The following is a 17,207-nucleotide window of genomic DNA, read 5'->3' as shown; positions in this document are numbered from 1 at the left end:
GTAGTGTATAAGCCTCCGAATGCGGGCTTGCCACAACGGCTTTCGCGTCGAATTAGGTGACACTGCAACCACTCAGCATCGGCCGTTCGTAAAACACGCAGGTCATCTGCCTCACCCCCCCGGCGTGTCGGAGGGGCCCTTCTCAGTGGACTCTCAGTCGTTGTGGGCAGACTGGTGGCCATGCGCATTCTGGTAGTCGACGACGACCGCGCGGTTCGTGAATCGCTGCGTCGCTCGCTGACCTTCAACGGGTACACCGTCGACCTCGCCGTCGACGGTCTGGACGCCCTGGAGAAGACCGCCAGTCAGCGACCCGACGCCCTGGTCCTGGACGTCATGATGCCCCGGCTGGACGGGCTCGAGGTGTGCCGCCGACTGCGCAGCACCGGCGACGATCTGCCGATTCTGGTACTCACCGCACGGGATTCGGTGTCCGAGCGGGTCGCCGGGCTGGACGCCGGCGCCGACGACTACCTACCCAAGCCCTTCGCGCTGGAGGAACTGCTGGCCCGGCTGCGCGCCCTGCTGCGCCGCACCGCCGGCGACCCGGTCGACGCCTCCTCCGAGGCCATGTCCTTCGCCGACCTCTCGCTCGACCCCGTCACCCGCGAGGTCACCCGCGGCGAACGCCCGATCAGCCTCACCCGCACCGAGTTCTCGCTGCTGGAAATGCTGATGGCCAACCCGCGCCGGGTGCTCACCCGCAGCCGCATCCTGGAGGAGGTGTGGGGCTACGACTTCCCCACCTCCGGCAACGCGCTCGAGGTGTACATCGGCTACCTGCGCCGCAAGACCGAGGCCGACGGTGAGCCGCGGCTCATCCACACCGTGCGCGGCGTCGGCTACGTGCTGCGCGAGACTCCTCCGTAGGCAGGGCGCTCGTGGGTAGAACGGTTCCCCGGCGGACGGCGGTCGCCGGACTCGGATCGCGGACGGAGAACGACGGACTTCGGCCGCCGATGCCGCTGACCCGTTCGGTGTCGCTGCGCTGGCGGGTGACGCTGCTGGCCGCCTCGGTGGTCGCCGTCGCCGTCGCCTTCACCTCCATCGCCGCCTACGCCATGGTGGCCCGGTCGCTGTACGCCGACGTGGACTCGCAGCTGCGGGCCCGCGCCTCGGTGATGATCGACAACAACCTCGACAGCCTCGGCTTCCAGTCGCTGGTGTTCGCGGGGCTGTACTCCAGCGATGTCGGGGTGGCGCTGGTGTTCGCGGACCAGTCGCAGTACGTGCCGCCGCAGACCACGATTCCGCCGATCGGCAATCAGGAACGGCAGGTGGCCCGCGGCGAGATCGGGTTCTCGCTGCGCACCGTCGACGATCAGCGGGTGCTGGCCCGCCGCACCCACTCCGGGTCCACGCTGGTGGTGTCGCAGCGGCTGCAACCCACCAAGGAAGTCCTGGACCGGCTGGCCTGGCTGTTGTTCGTGGTCGGCGGCTGCGGGGTCATCGTGGCCGCGGCGGCCGGAACCACCGTGGGCCGCACCGGGTTGCGGCCCATCGCCCGGCTCACCGCCGCCACCGAACGCATCGCCCGCACCGACGACCTGACCCCCATCCCGGTCACCGGCGACGACGAACTGGCCCGGCTCACCGAGAGTTTCAACACCATGCTGCGCGCCCTCGGCGAATCCCGGGAACGGCAGCGCCGCCTGGTGGCCGACGCCGGCCATGAGCTGAAGACGCCACTGACCTCTTTGCGCACCAATATGGAACTGCTCATCGCCTCCTCGCGGCCGGGCGCGCCCCGCATCCCCGACGAGGACATGGCCGAACTGCGCTCGGACGTGATGGCCCAGATCGAGGAGTTGTCCACGCTGGTCGGCGATCTGGTCGACCTGGCCCGCGAGGACGCCCCGGAAACCGTGTACGAGCGCATCGACCTCGGCGAGATCGCCGAGCGCGCGCTGGAGCGAGTCCGGCGGCGGCGCACCGGAATCGACTTCGAGGCCCAGCTGCGGCCCTGGTTCGTCTACGGCGACGAACCCGGCCTGGAACGCGCCCTGCTCAATGTCCTCGACAATGCCGCCAAGTGGAGTCCGGAGGGCGCGCAGGTGTTCGTCACCATGCGCGAGAACGGGCGCGGACTGCTCGAGTTCGCCGTCGACGACGCCGGGCCCGGCATCCCGCCCGCCGAACGCGAGCTGGTGTTCGAGCGCTTCTACCGCACCACGGCCTCGCGCTCCATGCCCGGCTCCGGGCTCGGCCTGGCCATCGTCAAGCAGGTGGTGACCAAACACGGTGGCACCATCAACATCGACACTTCCGACCGAGGGGGCGCGTTGATCCGTATCGTTCTGCCTGGAGAAAGCGCACCGCCCCTGCCCGCCGAGGCGGACAACTGAACCCGGAAAGCTCGGCGAAAAGCAAGCACGGTCTCAGTCCACTCTCAGTCGTTCCCGCCAGGCTTGGCGACGAGACTCGAGGAGAAAACGAGAAATGACCGAGGATTCGAACCAGCGGGGCACCGAGCCCGAAGGCCAGGCCGCCGACAACGCCGCGGCGGCCGGCGCACCCTCCGGGCCCGCCGGCGGGCAGCCCGCCGGGTCCGACACCACCGCGTCGGGCCTGCCGAAGCGCGATCCCGCGGGCGCGGGCGCTCCCGCCGCCGACTCCTTCAACGGCTTCGCGCCCGCCGGCCCGGGCTCGACTCCGGCTCCCGGCGCCTTCCCGCCCCCGGCGCAGCCCGGTCATCCCGGAGCGCCCGCGGCGGGTCCCGCGTCGAGCGCTCCCGGTACGCCCGGCGCGCCCGGTTTCGGTGCGGCGCAATCGTTCTCCGGCGGAGCGCCTCAGGCTCAGGGCGGCGATCCCCGGGTCGATCAGCCCGTCGCGGGCGCGCAGCCGCCCGCCGGTGCACCGGCCTTCGATGGTCCGGCCGGAACGGCGTACGGCGTTGCGGGGCAACCGGGTTCGGGTGCGGTCGATCCGGCCACCCAGGTGCTGCCCGGTGCGGCGCAGGCGGGTTTCGGCGCGCCGCACGCCGGCCCCGCCTATGGGGCGGCTTTCGGTGGCGCACAGCCTTATTCGCAGCAGTACGGCGGTGGGAATCCGCCGGCCGGGGAGATTCCGGGCGGGGGTTACGGGCAGGCGTACGCGGCGTCGGGGGCCGGGTACGCGGCCGGGCAGCAGCCCGCGCCCGCCACGGGACAGCAGCCCGCCGCCGGGGCGGGGCAGTCGCCCTACGCCACGGGCCAGCAGCCCGCGTACGTGACGGGGCAGCAGTCGGCGTATTCGACGGGGCAGCTTCCGGCGTACGCGGCGGGTCCGCATCCGACGCAGGTGATTCCGGCCGTGCCCGGTGGTCCGGGTGGGCCCGGGGTGCCGGGTGCGCCGGGTTTCGCGTACGGCGGGGCGCCGGGGCCGAAGCGGTCCGGCCGCACCGGTCTGGTCGCGGGCGCGGTCGTGCTGGCGCTGCTCAGCGGCGGTATCGGTGGCGCGGTGGGCGCGCTGGCCACGCACGGCAGCGATCACGGCACGGTCAGCAATGCGCTCGATCAGCCCGCGGGCAATGGCAAGGCCGCGCCCGCGCCGGAGGGTTCGGTGCAGGCGGTGGCGCAGAAGGTGCTCGCCAGCGTGGTCATGATCCGGGTCGCGGGCGCGCGGGCCGAGGGCGAGGGCTCCGGGGTGGTGCTGTCCTCGGACGGGCTGATCCTCACCAACAATCACGTGGTCAGCGGCGCGGGCCAGAACGCCAAGATGGATGTGGCGTTCAATGACGGCTCGACCGCCCCGGCCACCGTGGTGGGCGCGGACCCGGTGTCCGACATCGCGGTCATCCGGGTGACCGGCAAGTCGGATCTGAAGCCGATCGAGCTGGGTCAGTCCGGCAATCTGCAGGTGGGTCAGGGCGTGGTGGCGATCGGTTCGCCGCTGGGCCTGGCGGGCACGGTGACCAGCGGTATCGTCTCCTCGCTGAACCGCCCGGTCTCCACCAGTGGCGAGCCGGGTTCGCAGGGCACGGTCATCGACGCCATCCAGACCGACGCGGCCATCAACCCGGGCAATTCCGGCGGCGCGCTGGTCGATATGAACGGCAAGCTGGTCGGGATCAACACCGCCATCGCCACCATGGGCACCGCCGAGTCGGCGGGCGCGCAGAGCGGCTCGATCGGCCTGGGCTTCGCGATCCCGGTGGACACCGCGCGCCGCGTCGCCGACGAGCTGATCAAGAACGGCAAGGCCACCTACGCCCAGATCGGTGTGACCGTGCGGGCGCAGGACGATGTGAACGGCGCGCGCGTGATGGACGTGTCGCCCGACGGCCCGGCCGCCAAGTCGGGCATCCCGAAGAACGCGATCATCACCAAGATCGACGACCAGATCGTGGACTCGGGCAATTCACTGATCGCCGGGGTGCGCTCGCACCGGCCCGGCGACAAGGTCAAGGTGACCTACACCGACGACCAGGGCAAGAACCCCAAGACCGTCGAGGTCACCCTCGGCGAAGCAGCCGCGGAGGGCGGACGATGAGCAACCGTGTCAATGGCAGGGAACCGGTACCGGCGATCCGTGTCACCTCCGACGGGGGATGGGAGCTGTTGTCGGACAAGGGCGCTACGGTGAGCACCATGGAAATCGATGCCGCTGTGGCGGGCCGTGCTCTTGTCGTGGTCGTCGACGATCGAACCGCCCATGGCGGAGTGGACTCGCTGGGTCCACTGGTCACCGAGCTACTCACCGAGGCCGGGTTCCTGGTGGACGCCTCGGTGTCGGTGTCGGCCGATGAGGTGGAGATCCGCAATGCCCTCAATACCGCGGTGATCGGTGGTGTCGACCTGGTCATCTCGGTCGGCGGCACCGGCATGTCCCCGCGTGACGTGACGCCGGAGGCCACCGAGGAGGTGCTGGACCGGGTGCTGCCCGGGATCAGCGAGGCGCTGCGGGCGTCGGGCCTGGCCTCGGGTTCGCTGGACGCGGGCCTGTCGCGCGGACTGGCCGGGGTGTCGGGCAGCACGCTGGTGGTGAACCTGCCGGGTTCGCGCGCCGCGGTCCGGGATGGCATGGCCACCCTGGGCCCGCTGGCGAGCAAGGTCATCGATGAACTGTCCGGTCTGTCGGAATGACCGACGCCGACACACCTGATTCACCCGAGTCGCCCCGTCCGGCCGAGCGCCGGGCGGGGTCTCGTCGTTTGACACCCGCCGAACGCGCCCGGCTCGCGCGCGTCTTCGGCGACGAGCTGCCGTCCACGACCAAGGACGAGCGCACTCCCGAGCCGGATTCCGTTCAGTCCTCCGATGATTGGCTGCGCGCGCAGAAGCCGCCCCATCACGGTTGAGTCTCGTTCACATCACGGCTGCCGAGAATTAGCCCTATCTCGGAGGCTGTGATTTGACGCGCCCTATATCTTTTTGTTGCCAATCAGTAGCTGTTGTGGCTAAAGTCTCTTCCGGGTCGACAAAGCTACGGCTGAATAGAAAATGAGCAGCGCGCTTGATAGTTGCTCTAGCCGAGTTCTGTGCCGTAGCGGGCCCTCTTCAACCCCGGTGGTCGGGGTTGTCCGCAAAAAAACTGATGAGGGAACAATGAGCGAGAACCGGACTGCCGGTTTGCGTTGGACCGCGCGTGCCGCGGGCATCGGCGCAGCCGCCTCCGTGGCTTTCGGCCTACTGTCGACCGGCGCCGCCAACGCCGACACCTTCGTACCGTTGCCGGACGGTCAGAAGGTCGGAGCGGGCGTGACCATCAACCGTCTCGGCGAGCACGCCGTCATCTCGCCGTCGCTGTCGGCGAACGGCGCGGGCCGCACCGCCTGGCTTTCGGGCAAGGTCGTCGCCGACGTCACCGAGACCCCCGCGGGCACGGTCGGCCCGAACAACGGCCCGACCAACGGTCCGGGCACCAACAACTCCTCCACGCATGGCGCGTCGCAGGTCAACACCGGCTACATCATCGGCTGCCAGGTGAACATCGCCGACAACGCCATCTCCGCCGGCATCTCCGGCGGCGTGAGCCTGACCGGCGCGAACGCCGGCGGTTCCATCGGTCTGAACCTCGGCCCCGGCCAGGTGACCTTCCTCCAGATCAATTCCAAGGACGTCCTCGACGCGGGTCGCTACTCCATCGACTACAAGGATGTGCCGGTCGACGTGCAGGGCTGCGCGGGTTACGCCCAGGCGCGCGCCTACACCGTGGTCGAGATCATCGGTGACCACTACTCGAAGACCACCCTCTACGGGCAGCCGTTCAGCCTCGGCTGACGTGTGGTCAGACACCCGATTCATCTCTCGCGTAAGCGAATTCGACCCTAGAGGGAAAACCATCATGAACGTTCGCAAAACCATGGCGCGGGCCGCCGGGATCGGCGCCGTCGCCACCGCCGCCCTGGGCCTGTTCTCCACGGGTGCGGCCAACGCCGACACCTTCGTGCCGTTGCCGGGCGGCTCCATCACCGAGACCATGGACGACGGCACCATCGTCACCATCTCCATGACCGGCGAGTCGGCCAATATCAACCCGTCGCTGGGCGCGACCCCGCTGCACCGCAACGCCTGGGTCTCGGGCAGTGCGCGCGTCGAGCTGTCGGGCACCAACGGCAATGCCGGCGGCAAGATCGTCCCCGGTTACGTGGTCGGCTGCCAGGTCAACATCTCCGGCGGCGGCGCCAACGGCGGCCCGAGCGCGGGCGCCAACTACGACGGCTCGAGCCCGTCGGCCGGCGCGAATGTCGGCGGCAACCTGACCCTGGGCCCCGGCCAGTCGCAGGCGTTCTACGTCCTGGATCAGGAAGCGCCCGACGATTACGGCAGCGAGGCGCACTACAAGCGCAACAAGTTCTCGGGTAACTCCGGTTCGGTGACGTGGTCGGACGAGACCATCAGCCTGAGCGGCTGCGGCGGCTACGCGCAGGCGCGCTCGTTCATCGCGGTTCAGGTCGAGACCGACCATGTGATCACCGCCTACACGCTGTGGGGTCAGCCCTTCAGTCTCGGCTGATCAGTTTCCGCTCAGCGGAATGCCAAGGGGCCCGGTGCGATTAGCACCGGGCCCCTTTTGCTATCCACGACTTTCTCTGCATACCTGCGGGTTTGTGTCGGCGAGTGGTCGATCCTGTTCGCTCACGTCTCAGAGGTCACAGCTGTGATGTAAAGTGCCCTGCGTCGCTACGAGAAAAGAATTTGTAACGAGTAACACAGTGGCAACAATGTGGCGACAAACTCAACCGGGGAATCCGCAAGGGTCCCTTTTCAACCTCGGTGGTCGAGGTTGATCGCAAGAACCTGATGAGGGGAAGTATGAGCGAGAACCGCACCCACGGTGTGCGTGCCGCGGCCCGTTTTGCGGGCATCGGCGCGGCCGCGGCCGTGGCCATCGGCCTTTTTTCCACTGGTGCCGCTAACGCTGACACCTTCGTGCCGTTGCCGGACGGCCAGAAGGTGAACCCGGCGGGCACCGTCACCATTACCCGGACGGGTGAGCACGCCATCGTGTCGCCGTCGCTCGCTGCCAACGGTGCCGGCCGTGTGGTGTGGGTGAGCGGCGCCGCCTCCGCGGTGGTCACCGAAACCCCCGAGGGCACAGTCGGTCCGAACAACGGTCCGGTCGGTATCCCCGGCAGCAACAACTCGTCCACCCACGGCACCTCGCAGATCAACACCGGCTACATCGTCGGCTGCCAGATCTCCATCGGTGAGGACGCGATCTCCGCCGGTGTCTCCGGCAGCATCAACCTCGACAGCGCGAGCATCGGTGGTTCGATCGGTGTCAACCTCGGCCCCGGCCAGGTGGCGTTCGTCCAGATCGACTACAAGGACATCACCAAGGCTGGCACCTACTCGGTCGAGTACCGGGACGCCGAGATCCAGATCCAGGGCTGCGCGGGCTACGCCCAGGCGCGTGCGTACACGGTCGTCGAGGTCATCGGCGATCACTACTCCAAGACCACCCTCTACGGCCAGCCGTTCAGCATCGGCTAAGTGGTCTCCGCCCGCCAAATCCTTTCTCGCGCAAGCGAACAAAATCTGAGGGACAACCAGATATGAACATCCGTAAGACAATGGCGCGGGTGGCCGGTGTCGGTGCCGTCGCCACCGCGGCCCTTGGCCTGTTCTCCACCGGTGCGGCCAATGCCGACACCTTCGTGCCGCTGCCGGGCGGCGAGCTCACCCAGACCCTGTCCGACGGCACCGTGGTCACGGTGAAGCTGGTCGGCGAGTCCGCCAACATCAGCCCGTCGCTGGGTGCCACCCCCGTGCACCGCAACGCCTGGGTCTCGGCGTCGGCGCAGGTCAACATCTCCGGCGACACCACCGCCACCGGCGGCAAGATCTACCCCGGTTATGTCGTGGGTTGCCAGGTCACCATCGACGGCGGCGGCGTCAGCGGTGGTGCTGAAGGCGGTGCGAGCTGGGACAGCAGTGGCAACGCCACTCCGACCGGCGGCGTGAACTCCGGCGCCAACCTGACCCTGGGTCCGGGTCAGGCCAAGTCGTTCTACATCCTCGACCTCGAGATGCCGGACGACTTCGGTCACGAAATCCACAAGAAGCGCAACGCTTTCAGTGGCACCAGCGGTTCGGTCACCTGGTCGGACGAGACCATCGGCCTGAACGGCTGTGGCGGTTACGCCCAGGCGCGCGCCTTCGTGAGCGTCGAGGTCGAGACCGACAACGTGATCAGCTGGGTCACCCTGTGGGGCCAGCCCTTCAGCCTCGGCTGATCCACACCCCGGTGTAATCCGAACGGGCCCGGCGCTTTTCGCGCCGGGCCCGTTCTGCGTTGTGGCGCAGGGGAGTTCGCTCCGCGGGTCAGAGCTCGTGCCGCCCGCCCGCGCTGCGCTCCGCGAGCAGGTCCCGGATCTCGCGCAGCAGTTCGTTGTCGGTGAGCGCGTCGTCCTCCTTGGCGCCCCACCTCTTCTTGGCCTTGTTGGCCGGGATGACGACGATGAAGTAGAGCAGCGCCGCGATGATGACGAAATCGATGCCCGCGGTGATGATCGGCCCGATCGCGATGAAGGTGGCGGGCTTGTCGGCCACCAGCTGGAAGCCCAGTCCGAGCTGATTGGTGCCGCCGAACACCGCGAGCAGTGGTGTCACGATGCCGTCGGTGAAGGCGGTGACGACCGCGACGAAGGCCGTGCCCATGACGACCGCCACGGCCAGGTCGACGATATTGCCGCGCATCAGAAAATCTTTGAAACCCTTGAGCATTGTCGAAACTCCTCTACACCTGAGGGATCGAACGCAGAGTTATGGGGATGTGAGGCGATGCTAGTTCACCGATGCGCCGGTTCAGTGGAACACGACCGTGAGCGCCGTTCGCAGCGAGGCGGCGGCCACCACGGTGGCGCGTCGGGAATCCAAAGCGACCAGCACCACCCGGTCCGTGCGCCCGCGGGCGCCGTCGGCCTGCGGGACCAGCACCACGGCCGCGTCGGCGGCCAATAGCCGTGCGGGACGGCCGGTCCCGCCGGTGTCCTCGCCCGCCACCACGTCGACCCGGTCGCCGGAGCGCAGGATCTCGGCAACGGCGTTGTCCGCCAGGCGAATCGGGACGATGCGCGCATCGGGGGAGCCGCCCGCCACGGCGGCCAGTCGCGGGCCCAGCACCCGCACCTCGGTGAGGATCTCCCCGGTCGTCAGCGCGGCGGCGAGGGTGGCCCCGCGCACCCGCGCGGCGTCGCGCACGGCTCCGGCCGGCAGAGTCGCGGTCTCCCGGTCGGCGGTGCGCAGATCGCCGTCGCCGAGCACCTGCCCGGGCGGCAGCTCCCGCGCGGCGACCAGCACGGGTATGCGGTCTGTGGATGGATCCGGGCGTACGGCCAGGAAGGCCGCCGCGATGAGCAACGCGACCGCCCCGGCCCGCCGCAGTAGCGCCGAGTCCGCCCAGGTCAGGCGGCTACGGAACGCGTGCAGGAAAGCTCGATACGGTCGCGTCATGGGGGCAGCGTACGGTCGCCCCGACACCGGCACGCCCGGGCCGGACCCGGGCTGTGGATAACGAAGAGCTTGTGGAGAAAGCTGGGATCAGGCCGCGGAGGTGCTGGAACCGCTGGACGACGGGGTCGAGGTGCTCGACGTGGTCGCACTCGACGCGGTGGAGCTCGAGCCGCCGTTGTCCGACGAAGAGGACGACGGCTTGGCCGGCTCGGACGAGGTGGAGCCGTTGCGGCTGTCGGTGCGGTAGAAGCCGCTGCCCTTGAAGACGATGCCGACCGAGTTGAACAGCTTGCGCAGCTTGCCGTTGCAACGGTCACACGTGGTCAGTGCGTCATCGGAGAAGGACTGCACGATGTCGAACTTGTTGTCGCACTCGGTGCATGCATACGAGTAAGTAGGCATCGGGAAACCTCCACGCTCTTCGTCGAATTAGCACTCTACAGCTGGCAGTGCCAACGCTGCCAATCGGGTGTCAATTCCCGGCCCGATCTCCGAGGCGGCGCAGCCCGCCGAACGGGGTCAGTGCCCACCCCATTCGATGGTCGTGCGACTCCTCCGGCAAACGGTCCACGAGTTCGTCGTCGCGCACCACGGCGATCAATCGCGCGTCGTCGCGCGCGGCGTTCAGACTTCGATCGTAATAACCGGCCCCGCGTCCCAATCTGACTCCGCGCCGATCCACCGCGAGCGCCGGAACCAGAATCGTCGACGCCGTCGAGATTCCGTCCGCGACCGGGTCGCCGTCCGGTTCGCGCAATCCGAACCGGCCGCGGCGCAGCCCGTCGGGCCCGGTGTATTCGGCCCACGTGAGCGGCCCGGGTTCGCCGGTGACCGGCAGCAGCACCCGGGCGCCGGCGGCCCGCAGCGCGTCGAGCAGGGCCACCGAGCCGGGTTCTCCGCCCACGGGCACGTAGGCGCAGACCCAGCCGCTGTCCGCGAGCCCTCCGGCCGCGGCGGCCAGCGCCGCGGCCTCGTGCTCGCGGACCTCGGCGGGCAGGGCTTTGCGGCGCGCGAGGATCTCCGCGCGCCACGCCGTCTTGTCCCACTCGTCCGTCACGCTTCCACCCTAGGACGGCCGTCCCGGACGATCCGCGCCCGCCGCGTTCAGCGATCCGAGCGCGGCCGGGTCAGGGTGAACGTGTCGACGGCCTTCAGCTCGCTGGTCGGCCCGGTGAGGGCGTAGTAGGTGCCCTTGATGGTGGTGTTCCCGCCGGGCGTGCCGGGGTCGACGTCGAAAGCGCAGAAGCCGTAAGGATGTTCGGCGTCCTTGAACGCCGACCAGGGCGCGTCCTCGAGCACGTACGCCGGAACCTTCTTGCCGGTCGCCGGATCCGCGTTCCCGACGGCGGTGATGACCCGGCACTTGTCGCCCGGGAAGAACAGGTGGTTGGACGGCACCGAGGTGCCGCCCCCGCCGATCACCAGGTGGACGGTGCCCTGGCCGGTGTCGACGAGGTCCTTGCGGGTGCCGGCGGGCTTGGGCGTGAGGGTCTCGGACCCGGTCGTCCCGCGCACGGGATGCGAACGCTCGTAATGGTGTTCGTGCCCGCACAGCACCAGGTCGACCTGGTATTTGTCGAACAGCGGCAGCCATTCGGTGCGGATGCCCAGGTCCGCGCCATTGGCCTTGTCGGCCGAGGAGATGGCGACCTGGTGCATGAACACCACCACCCAGTCGATGCCCCGGTCGGCGCGCGCCTTGGCCAGTTCGCTTTCCAGCCAGCGCTTCTGGGCTCCGCCGGAGTAGCCCTTGACGTAGCTGTTGCCGCCGTCCTGCAGGCAGACGTCGTCGTTGGCGACCGCGATCACCCGCATGCCGCCGACGGTGAACGAGTACCAGAGGCCCCGGGCGTGGTCCTCGCTCCCGGCGTCGGGGACGGTGAAGTAGGTCTGGAACGCCTGGTAGCCGATGGGTCCGTTGCCGAGTTCGTTCTCGTGGTTGCCGGGGGCGGGCATCCAGGGCCGGTAGCGGGCCGAGCGAGAGTTGTTGGCCCACCAGTCGTTCCAGGTCCGGATGCGGTCGATGGACAGGTTGGCGTAGCAGAGGTCGCCGTTGACCAGGTTGAACAGCGGGGCCAGCGATTCCACCGCGGAGGTGATGTCGCCGGCGTACTGGGAGCCGAGATTGTCGTTGACGGCCTTGCCGTCGACGATCTTGCCGACGGTGGGCGTGCCCTGATCGCCGAAGCTGGTGAACCGGAACTTGGCGCGCCCGGCGGGCGCGGTGCGGATGGTGCCCAGTTCCGGTGGCGCGCCGTCGTGTCCGGCGGCGTAGACGTAGTCGGTGTCGGGGGACAGGCCGGTGAGCCGGGCGTGATGGGCCTGGATCTCGATGCCGGACTTGGCATCCCGGTAGGTGCGGGTCTGCGCGGAAACCGTCGTGCCGAATCCGGAGTCGGCGGTGCCGTAGCGCACGGCCGGCGCGTTGACCGATCCGAGGGTGTGCCAGGTGACCACGACCTCGCGGGCCGCGTCGGCCCCGAACTGGAGGTGCAGGCCGGAGACGCGGGGCGCGGCGGCGCGGTCGGGGGTGGTGACGAGTTCGGCGGCGCGGGGCCAGGCGGGGGCGTTGGATCCGGTGCTCTTCAGTGCTACCGCGCCGCCCGCGCCGACGGCCAGTCCGGCCAGGCCCGCGGCGGCGGAGGCGCCGAACAATCGGCGGCGGCTGACCGCGCGACTGGTATCAGGGGTGCTGACAGTAGGTGTGTCGGGGTTGTCCGGCGTGGAATCGGGGTTGTGGGAATCCTCACGATCGGTCATGGGTGTCAGTCAACAACCAGTGGGTACGAGGGAGGTCACAGTGCGACGAACGCCAAATGAAAAGAACGGGTCGGTCGGTGAGAACGCCCTCGGTCCGGCGTTCGGTGCGCTCCTGCCGTCCTCGCCCCTTAGGCTCTCGGGGATATCGAGGCGGCCACGAGCCACTCTCGGGCATATGACGGATGGATAGGGTGAAATTCATGACAGCTACTGGCGGCGGAACCGAGTCGTGCTTCCGCACCGCGGTGGTCCCCGCGGCCGGGCTCGGCACCAGGTTCCTGCCCGCGACCAAGACGGTTCCCAAGGAGTTGCTGCCGGTGGTCGACACCCCGGGCATCGAATTGGTCGCCGCCGAGGCCGCGGAGTCCGGCGCCAATCGGCTGGTGATCGTGACCTCGCCCGGGAAAGACGGTGTGGTCGCGCATTTCGTCGAGGACCTGGTGCTGGAGAGCACCCTCGCCGAGCGCGGCAAGTTCCATCTGCTGGAGAAGGTGCGCAAGGCCCCCGCCCTGCTCGACGTCACCTCGGTGGTGCAGGAGGAGCCGCTGGGCCTGGGTCACGCGGTGGCGCAGGCGGAATCGGTGCTCGACGCCGACGAGACCGCCATCGCGGTGCTGCTGCCCGATGACCTGGTGCTGCCCGGCGGCGTGCTGGAGCTGATGGCGAACGTGCGGAACACCTACGGCGGTTCGGTGCTGTGCGCCATCGACGTGCCCAAGGAAGAGGTCAGCGCCTACGGCGTCTTCGACGTCGAGGAATTGCCCGACGGCCCGTGCGACGTGCTCAAGGTCAACGGCATGGTGGAGAAGCCCGCCGTGCACGAGGCGCCCTCCACCTTCACCGCGGCCGGGCGATACCTGTTGGACCGCGCCATCTTCGACGCGCTGCGCCGCATCACTCCCGGCGCGGGCGGCGAACTGCAGCTGACCGACGCCATCGCGCTGCTGATCGCGGAGGGCCACCCGGTTCATGTCGTGGTGCATCGTGGGTCGCGGCACGATCTGGGCAACCCTGGCGGTTATCTTCGTGCTGCGGTCGATTTCGCTCTGGAACGCGAGGAATACGGTCCCGCCCTGCGCGAGTGGCTCGAGCAGCGGCTCGGTCCGGACTGGAATCCGCAGCTGACCACATGCGAATGAGGCGACGGACGGGAGCGACTACGGAAGGGCGGCATGCGCTCGGTTGAGGATCAGCAGATCAAGGTGACCGCCGCGGCCGTGGCCCCACGGCCGGTCCGGGTCGCGATCAGCGAGGCACAGGGTTTGCTGTGCGCCGAGGATGTGGTCACCGAGCGCCCCCTTCCGGGCTTCGACCAGGCCGCCATCGACGGCTACGCCGTGCGCAGTGTGGATGTGGCCGGCGCGGGCGCGAATATCCGTGACGAGGACGGCAATTCGGTGCTCCTGAGCCTGCCGGTGGTGGGCGAGGTGGCGGCCGGTTCCCGTCAGCCGATCCGCCTCCAGCCCCGCCAGACCGTGCGGGTCGACACCGGCGCGCCGCTGCCGACCCTCGCCGATGCCGTGCTGCCGCTGGAGAACACCGACGGCGGCCGCGCCCGGGTCAAGGTCTACGAGGCGGTCCGCTCCGGCGACTACGTGCGCCGCATCGGCGACGACGTGCAGCCCGGCGATCTGGCCGTGCGCGCCGGCACCATCATCGGCCCGGCCCAGGTGGGCCTGCTGGCCGCAGTCGGCAAGGACAAGGTGCTGGTGCATCCGCGGCCCCGGCTGTCGGTGCTGTCGGTGGGCGGCGAGCTGGTCGACATCGACCGCACTCCCGGACCCGGCCAGGTCTACGACGTGAACTCCTACGCCCTGGCCGCCGCCGCCCGCGACGCGGGCGCGGACGTGAACCGGGTCGGCATCGTCAGCGCCGATCCCAAGCGGCTGCGGGACGTCGTGGAGGGCCAGCTGGTCCGCTCCGAGGTGGTCGTGATCGCGGGCGCGGTCGGCGGCTGGGCGTCGGAGCAGGTGCGCGAGGCCCTCGAGGGGCTCGGCGAGCTGGAGATCACCCGGGTCGGCATGCATCCCGGGTCGGTGCAGGGTTTCGGCCTGCTCGGCCGCGACGAGGTGCCGACCTTCCTGCTACCCGCGAATCCGGTTGGCGCGCTGGTGGTTTTCGAGGTCATGGTGCGGCCGCTGATCCGGATCGCGCTGGGCCGCCGCCACCCCATGCGACGCATGGTGCGGGCGCGCACCATCCTGCCGATCGCCTCGATCCCGGGCCGCCGCGGCTATCTGCGCGCGCAGCTCATGCGCGACGAGCAGACCGGCGACTACCTGGTGCAGCCGCTGGGCGGCCCGAACGGGGCGTCCTCACATCTGCTGGCCACCATGGCCGAGGCCAACAGCCTCATCGTGATCGACCCCGAGACCACCGAGGTGCGTACCGGTGACGAGGTCCAGGTCGCGTTCCTGGCTCAGCGTGGGTGAGGCGTGGAGATGAACGTCTTTCGTTCGGCCCAGCATCCGGGCTGGCCGGCGCATCTGGGTCCGGTGCGGGTCGCGGCGGGCACGGTCACGCTGCGGCCGATCCGCCTGCGGGACGCGTCCGCGTGGGGCCGGATCCGGGTCCGGGACAAGGATTATCTGGAGAAGTGGGAGCCCACCGGCCGTGGCCCGTGGGAGGCGCGTAACCACTCCAGCAATTGGCCCGCGCTGTGGTCGGCGTTGAAGGCCGAGGCGCGGCGTGGCGCCATGATTCCGCTCGTCATCGAGGTGGACGGCCAGTTCAGCGGTCAGCTCACGGTCGGCAATATCGTGCGCGGCGCGCTGCGGTCGGCGTGGATCGGCTATTGGGTGTCGAGCGAGCTGGCCGGGCAGGGCGTGGCCACCGCGGCGCTGGCCCTGGGCCTGGACCACTGCTTCGGTGAGGTGGGCCTGCATCGGGTCGAGGCCACGGTGCGGCCGGAAAACCTTGCCAGTCAGGCGGTTCTGCGCAATGTCGGTTTCCGTGAGGAGGGCATGCTGCAGCGCTACCTCGACGTGGACGGCGCGTGGCGGGATCACCTGCTGGTCGGCATGACGGTCGAGGAGGTTTCGGGGACCGTGGTGGACAGACTGATTCGCGCGGGGCGCGCCAGCAAAGCCTGATAACTCGCTGAGCGCGGCGTGTGAGAGTTTTCGCGACCGAATTCGTGTGACTAGTGTTGCGTGTGTGGTCGGCGCGCCTGAGGGGAATACCCACGGCGTGGAATTAACCTACGCACGTCGGTGGTGCGTCTGTTTTCCGATCAGAAGGGACAGACAACAGGGCGGGACGGAGGTGTAAGGGCCAATGCCGAATTCGATCTTGTGGATCGGGTTGGTGGTGCTCTGGGTCTTCGTGCTCTTCCCGATGCTGGCCAATCGCCATCCCCGCATCCGGCAGCACACCGACGCCGCACTCTCGACACGAGTGTTGCATCGCGGCGGTGCCAAGCGAAGCACCAGGAAAGGTCCGGCGACCGGACATGACACCGACCCGGACTACGTGCCGGTTCGCAGAAAGCTTCACCCGAGCGAGGATCCGGAGGATCGGATGACCAGATCGGACGACAGCCCCGCCGAACCGGAAGCCCTCACCGCCGCCGTCGCGGCCGAGACGGCAGCAGCCGTAGCCGAGAAGGACGAGGTCGTCGCCGCGGTGAGCGCCGAACTGCCGGAGCCCGAGACGGATTCGACCGACCCGGAGGACGCCGACGACGCGGACGCGGACGCCGCCGAATCCGAGCCCGCCGCAGCGGAATCCGAGACCGACCCCGAAACCGCCACGGATGAGACAGAATCCGAGACCGTGGATGCCGCGGCAGAGACCGACGACGCTGAGCCGGAAGCCGCCGTGGTCGACGCGGCCGCTGCCGAGCCCCGCAAGCGGGCCTCCCGCGCCCCCGCCCTGCGTGACCCGGATCCGGAACCCGAACTCGAATCCGACGACGAGGATTTCGTGCCGTCCCGGCGCGGACGCGGCGGATTCGACCCTGAGGCGGACGCCGCCGCCCGCGCGGCCCGCTACACCTTCCGCCAGCGCGCGGTCCTGGGCCTGGTGCTCGCCGTCCTGCTGTTCGCCGCCTCCGGCCTGGCCATCTCCTCGCTCGTGTGGTGGCTCTCGGCGTTGTCCGGCATCGTGCTGGTCGCCTACCTCGCGTACCTACGCAAGCAGGTTCGCCTCGAGGAGGACATCCGCCGCCGCCGCGCCGCGCGCGCGTCCCGCCAGCAGACCGAGTCCGACGCCGAGGACGAGCGACGTACGCGCGAACGTCCCCGCCCCGACCGCGACGAGACCCGCACCCAGTTGCGCCGCGCCGTCCTGGTCGAATCCGACGACGAGGACCCGTTCTTCGAGCATCTCGACCTCTTCGACGCCGCCGAGGCCCGTGCGACCCGCCAGCGCGCCGCCGGCGCCCGCGAACGCCGCGCGGTAGGCGAATAGCCCACAACGCACCGAGAAGGGCTCCCCGTCCAACGGGGAGCCCTTCTCGCATATCTGGGGTGAATAGGCAGTGTGGGCAAGGCCGACGCGGGCCCATGACTACCGGTTGGTGCGCGACGACCGCGGCTACTTCAGGCGACGCTGAGAGTTGTCTGGAGT

General features: G+C 69.3%; 18 protein-coding genes. 13 read left to right on the top strand and 5 right to left on the bottom strand.

Features of this window, described 5'->3' with window-relative positions; genetic code table 11:
* Positions 1–180 precede the first annotated feature (180 nt).
* The 9 genes from ACWEOI_RS10205 (at position 181) to ACWEOI_RS10165 (ending at position 8,659) form a co-directional block, all read left to right on the top strand.
* Positions 181–870, top strand: a complete 690-nt coding sequence (locus ACWEOI_RS10205) for a response regulator transcription factor (protein ID WP_357092281.1) — start codon at positions 181–183, stop codon at positions 868–870.
* 89 nt (positions 871–959) lie between these two features.
* Positions 960–2,345: a HAMP domain-containing sensor histidine kinase gene (locus ACWEOI_RS10200; RefSeq protein WP_357280877.1), complete on the top strand. Its 1,386-nt coding sequence runs from the start codon at positions 960–962 to the stop codon at positions 2,343–2,345.
* 718 nt (positions 2,346–3,063) lie between these two features.
* Positions 3,064–4,470 carry a trypsin-like peptidase domain-containing protein gene (locus ACWEOI_RS10195; protein ID WP_433673489.1) on the top strand — a complete coding sequence of 469 codons (1,407 nt, stop codon included), beginning with the start codon at positions 3,064–3,066 and terminating at the stop codon, positions 4,468–4,470.
* 98 nt (positions 4,471–4,568) lie between these two features.
* Positions 4,569–5,063: a MogA/MoaB family molybdenum cofactor biosynthesis protein gene (locus ACWEOI_RS10190; protein WP_357280873.1), complete on the top strand. Its 495-nt coding sequence runs from the start codon at positions 4,569–4,571 to the stop codon at positions 5,061–5,063.
* Complete coding sequence (locus tag ACWEOI_RS10185) at positions 5,060–5,278, top strand: hypothetical protein (protein WP_379092717.1); 219 nt, start codon at positions 5,060–5,062, stop codon at positions 5,276–5,278. Before ACWEOI_RS10190 ends, ACWEOI_RS10185 begins: the two co-directional genes overlap by 4 nt.
* A 247-nt stretch (positions 5,279–5,525) precedes the next feature.
* On the top strand, positions 5,526–6,200 hold the full coding sequence (locus ACWEOI_RS10180; protein WP_379279415.1) for an MspA family porin: 675 nt from the start codon (positions 5,526–5,528) through the stop codon (positions 6,198–6,200).
* A 64-nt stretch (positions 6,201–6,264) separates the two neighbouring features.
* Positions 6,265–6,936: an MspA family porin gene (locus tag ACWEOI_RS10175; RefSeq protein WP_452359437.1), complete on the top strand. Its 672-nt coding sequence runs from the start codon at positions 6,265–6,267 to the stop codon at positions 6,934–6,936.
* A gap of 299 nt (positions 6,937–7,235) precedes the next feature.
* Positions 7,236–7,916: an MspA family porin gene (locus ACWEOI_RS10170; RefSeq protein WP_379280686.1), complete on the top strand. Its 681-nt coding sequence runs from the start codon at positions 7,236–7,238 to the stop codon at positions 7,914–7,916.
* A 62-nt stretch (positions 7,917–7,978) separates the two neighbouring features.
* Entirely contained in the window at positions 7,979–8,659 is a 681-nt protein-coding gene (locus ACWEOI_RS10165; RefSeq protein WP_379092729.1) for an MspA family porin, read from the top strand.
* A gap of 88 nt (positions 8,660–8,747) precedes the next feature.
* On the opposite strand, the gene mscL is transcribed toward ACWEOI_RS10165, so the two are convergent.
* The 5 genes from mscL to ACWEOI_RS10140 form a co-directional block, all read right to left on the bottom strand.
* A complete protein-coding gene (mscL, locus tag ACWEOI_RS10160) occupies positions 8,748–9,149 on the bottom strand; it encodes a large conductance mechanosensitive channel protein MscL (RefSeq protein ID WP_433668493.1) in 402 nt (133 codons plus the stop codon).
* A gap of 81 nt (positions 9,150–9,230) precedes the next feature.
* The gene (locus ACWEOI_RS10155; protein WP_452359436.1) at positions 9,231–9,878 is read right to left on the bottom strand and encodes an SAF domain-containing protein; all 648 of its coding nucleotides are present in this window, start codon (positions 9,876–9,878) and stop codon (positions 9,231–9,233) included.
* A gap of 87 nt (positions 9,879–9,965) precedes the next feature.
* On the bottom strand, positions 9,966–10,280 hold the full coding sequence (locus ACWEOI_RS10150; RefSeq protein WP_433668490.1) for an FmdB family zinc ribbon protein: 315 nt from the start codon (positions 10,278–10,280) through the stop codon (positions 9,966–9,968).
* A 70-nt stretch (positions 10,281–10,350) separates the two neighbouring features.
* Positions 10,351–10,935, bottom strand: coding sequence for a 5-formyltetrahydrofolate cyclo-ligase (locus ACWEOI_RS10145; RefSeq protein ID WP_452359435.1), 585 nt, complete (start codon positions 10,933–10,935; stop codon positions 10,351–10,353).
* A gap of 47 nt (positions 10,936–10,982) precedes the next feature.
* Positions 10,983–12,638, bottom strand: a complete 1,656-nt coding sequence (locus ACWEOI_RS10140) for a purple acid phosphatase family protein (RefSeq protein ID WP_452359434.1) — start codon at positions 12,636–12,638, stop codon at positions 10,983–10,985.
* 200 nt (positions 12,639–12,838) lie between these two features.
* Between ACWEOI_RS10140 and ACWEOI_RS10135 the strand changes: the two genes are divergently transcribed.
* The 4 genes from ACWEOI_RS10135 to sepX all read left to right on the top strand — a co-directional run bounded on the left by ACWEOI_RS10135 (position 12,839) and on the right by sepX (position 17,048).
* Entirely contained in the window at positions 12,839–13,777 is a 939-nt protein-coding gene (locus tag ACWEOI_RS10135; RefSeq protein ID WP_357280643.1) for a UTP--glucose-1-phosphate uridylyltransferase, read from the top strand.
* Positions 13,778–13,810: 33 nt separating this feature from the next.
* Positions 13,811–15,070 carry a molybdotransferase-like divisome protein Glp gene (gene glp / locus ACWEOI_RS10130; protein ID WP_357280640.1) on the top strand — a complete coding sequence of 420 codons (1,260 nt, stop codon included), beginning with the start codon at positions 13,811–13,813 and terminating at the stop codon, positions 15,068–15,070.
* Between the two features lie 9 nt (positions 15,071–15,079).
* Positions 15,080–15,730 (top strand): GNAT family N-acetyltransferase, encoded by a 651-nt coding sequence (locus ACWEOI_RS10125; RefSeq protein WP_357092247.1) that lies wholly within the window; start codon positions 15,080–15,082, stop codon positions 15,728–15,730.
* Positions 15,731–15,914: 184 nt separating this feature from the next.
* A complete protein-coding gene (sepX, locus tag ACWEOI_RS10120; protein WP_452359433.1) occupies positions 15,915–17,048 on the top strand; it encodes a divisome protein SepX/GlpR in 1,134 nt (377 codons plus the stop codon).
* The last annotated feature ends 159 nt before the right edge of the window (positions 17,049–17,207 follow it).

The sequence above is a fragment of the Nocardia sp. NPDC004340 genome (assembly GCF_053602575.1).
Note: the sequence above shows the minus strand (reverse complement) of the source record. Positions and strands in the feature narration are given on the sequence as shown.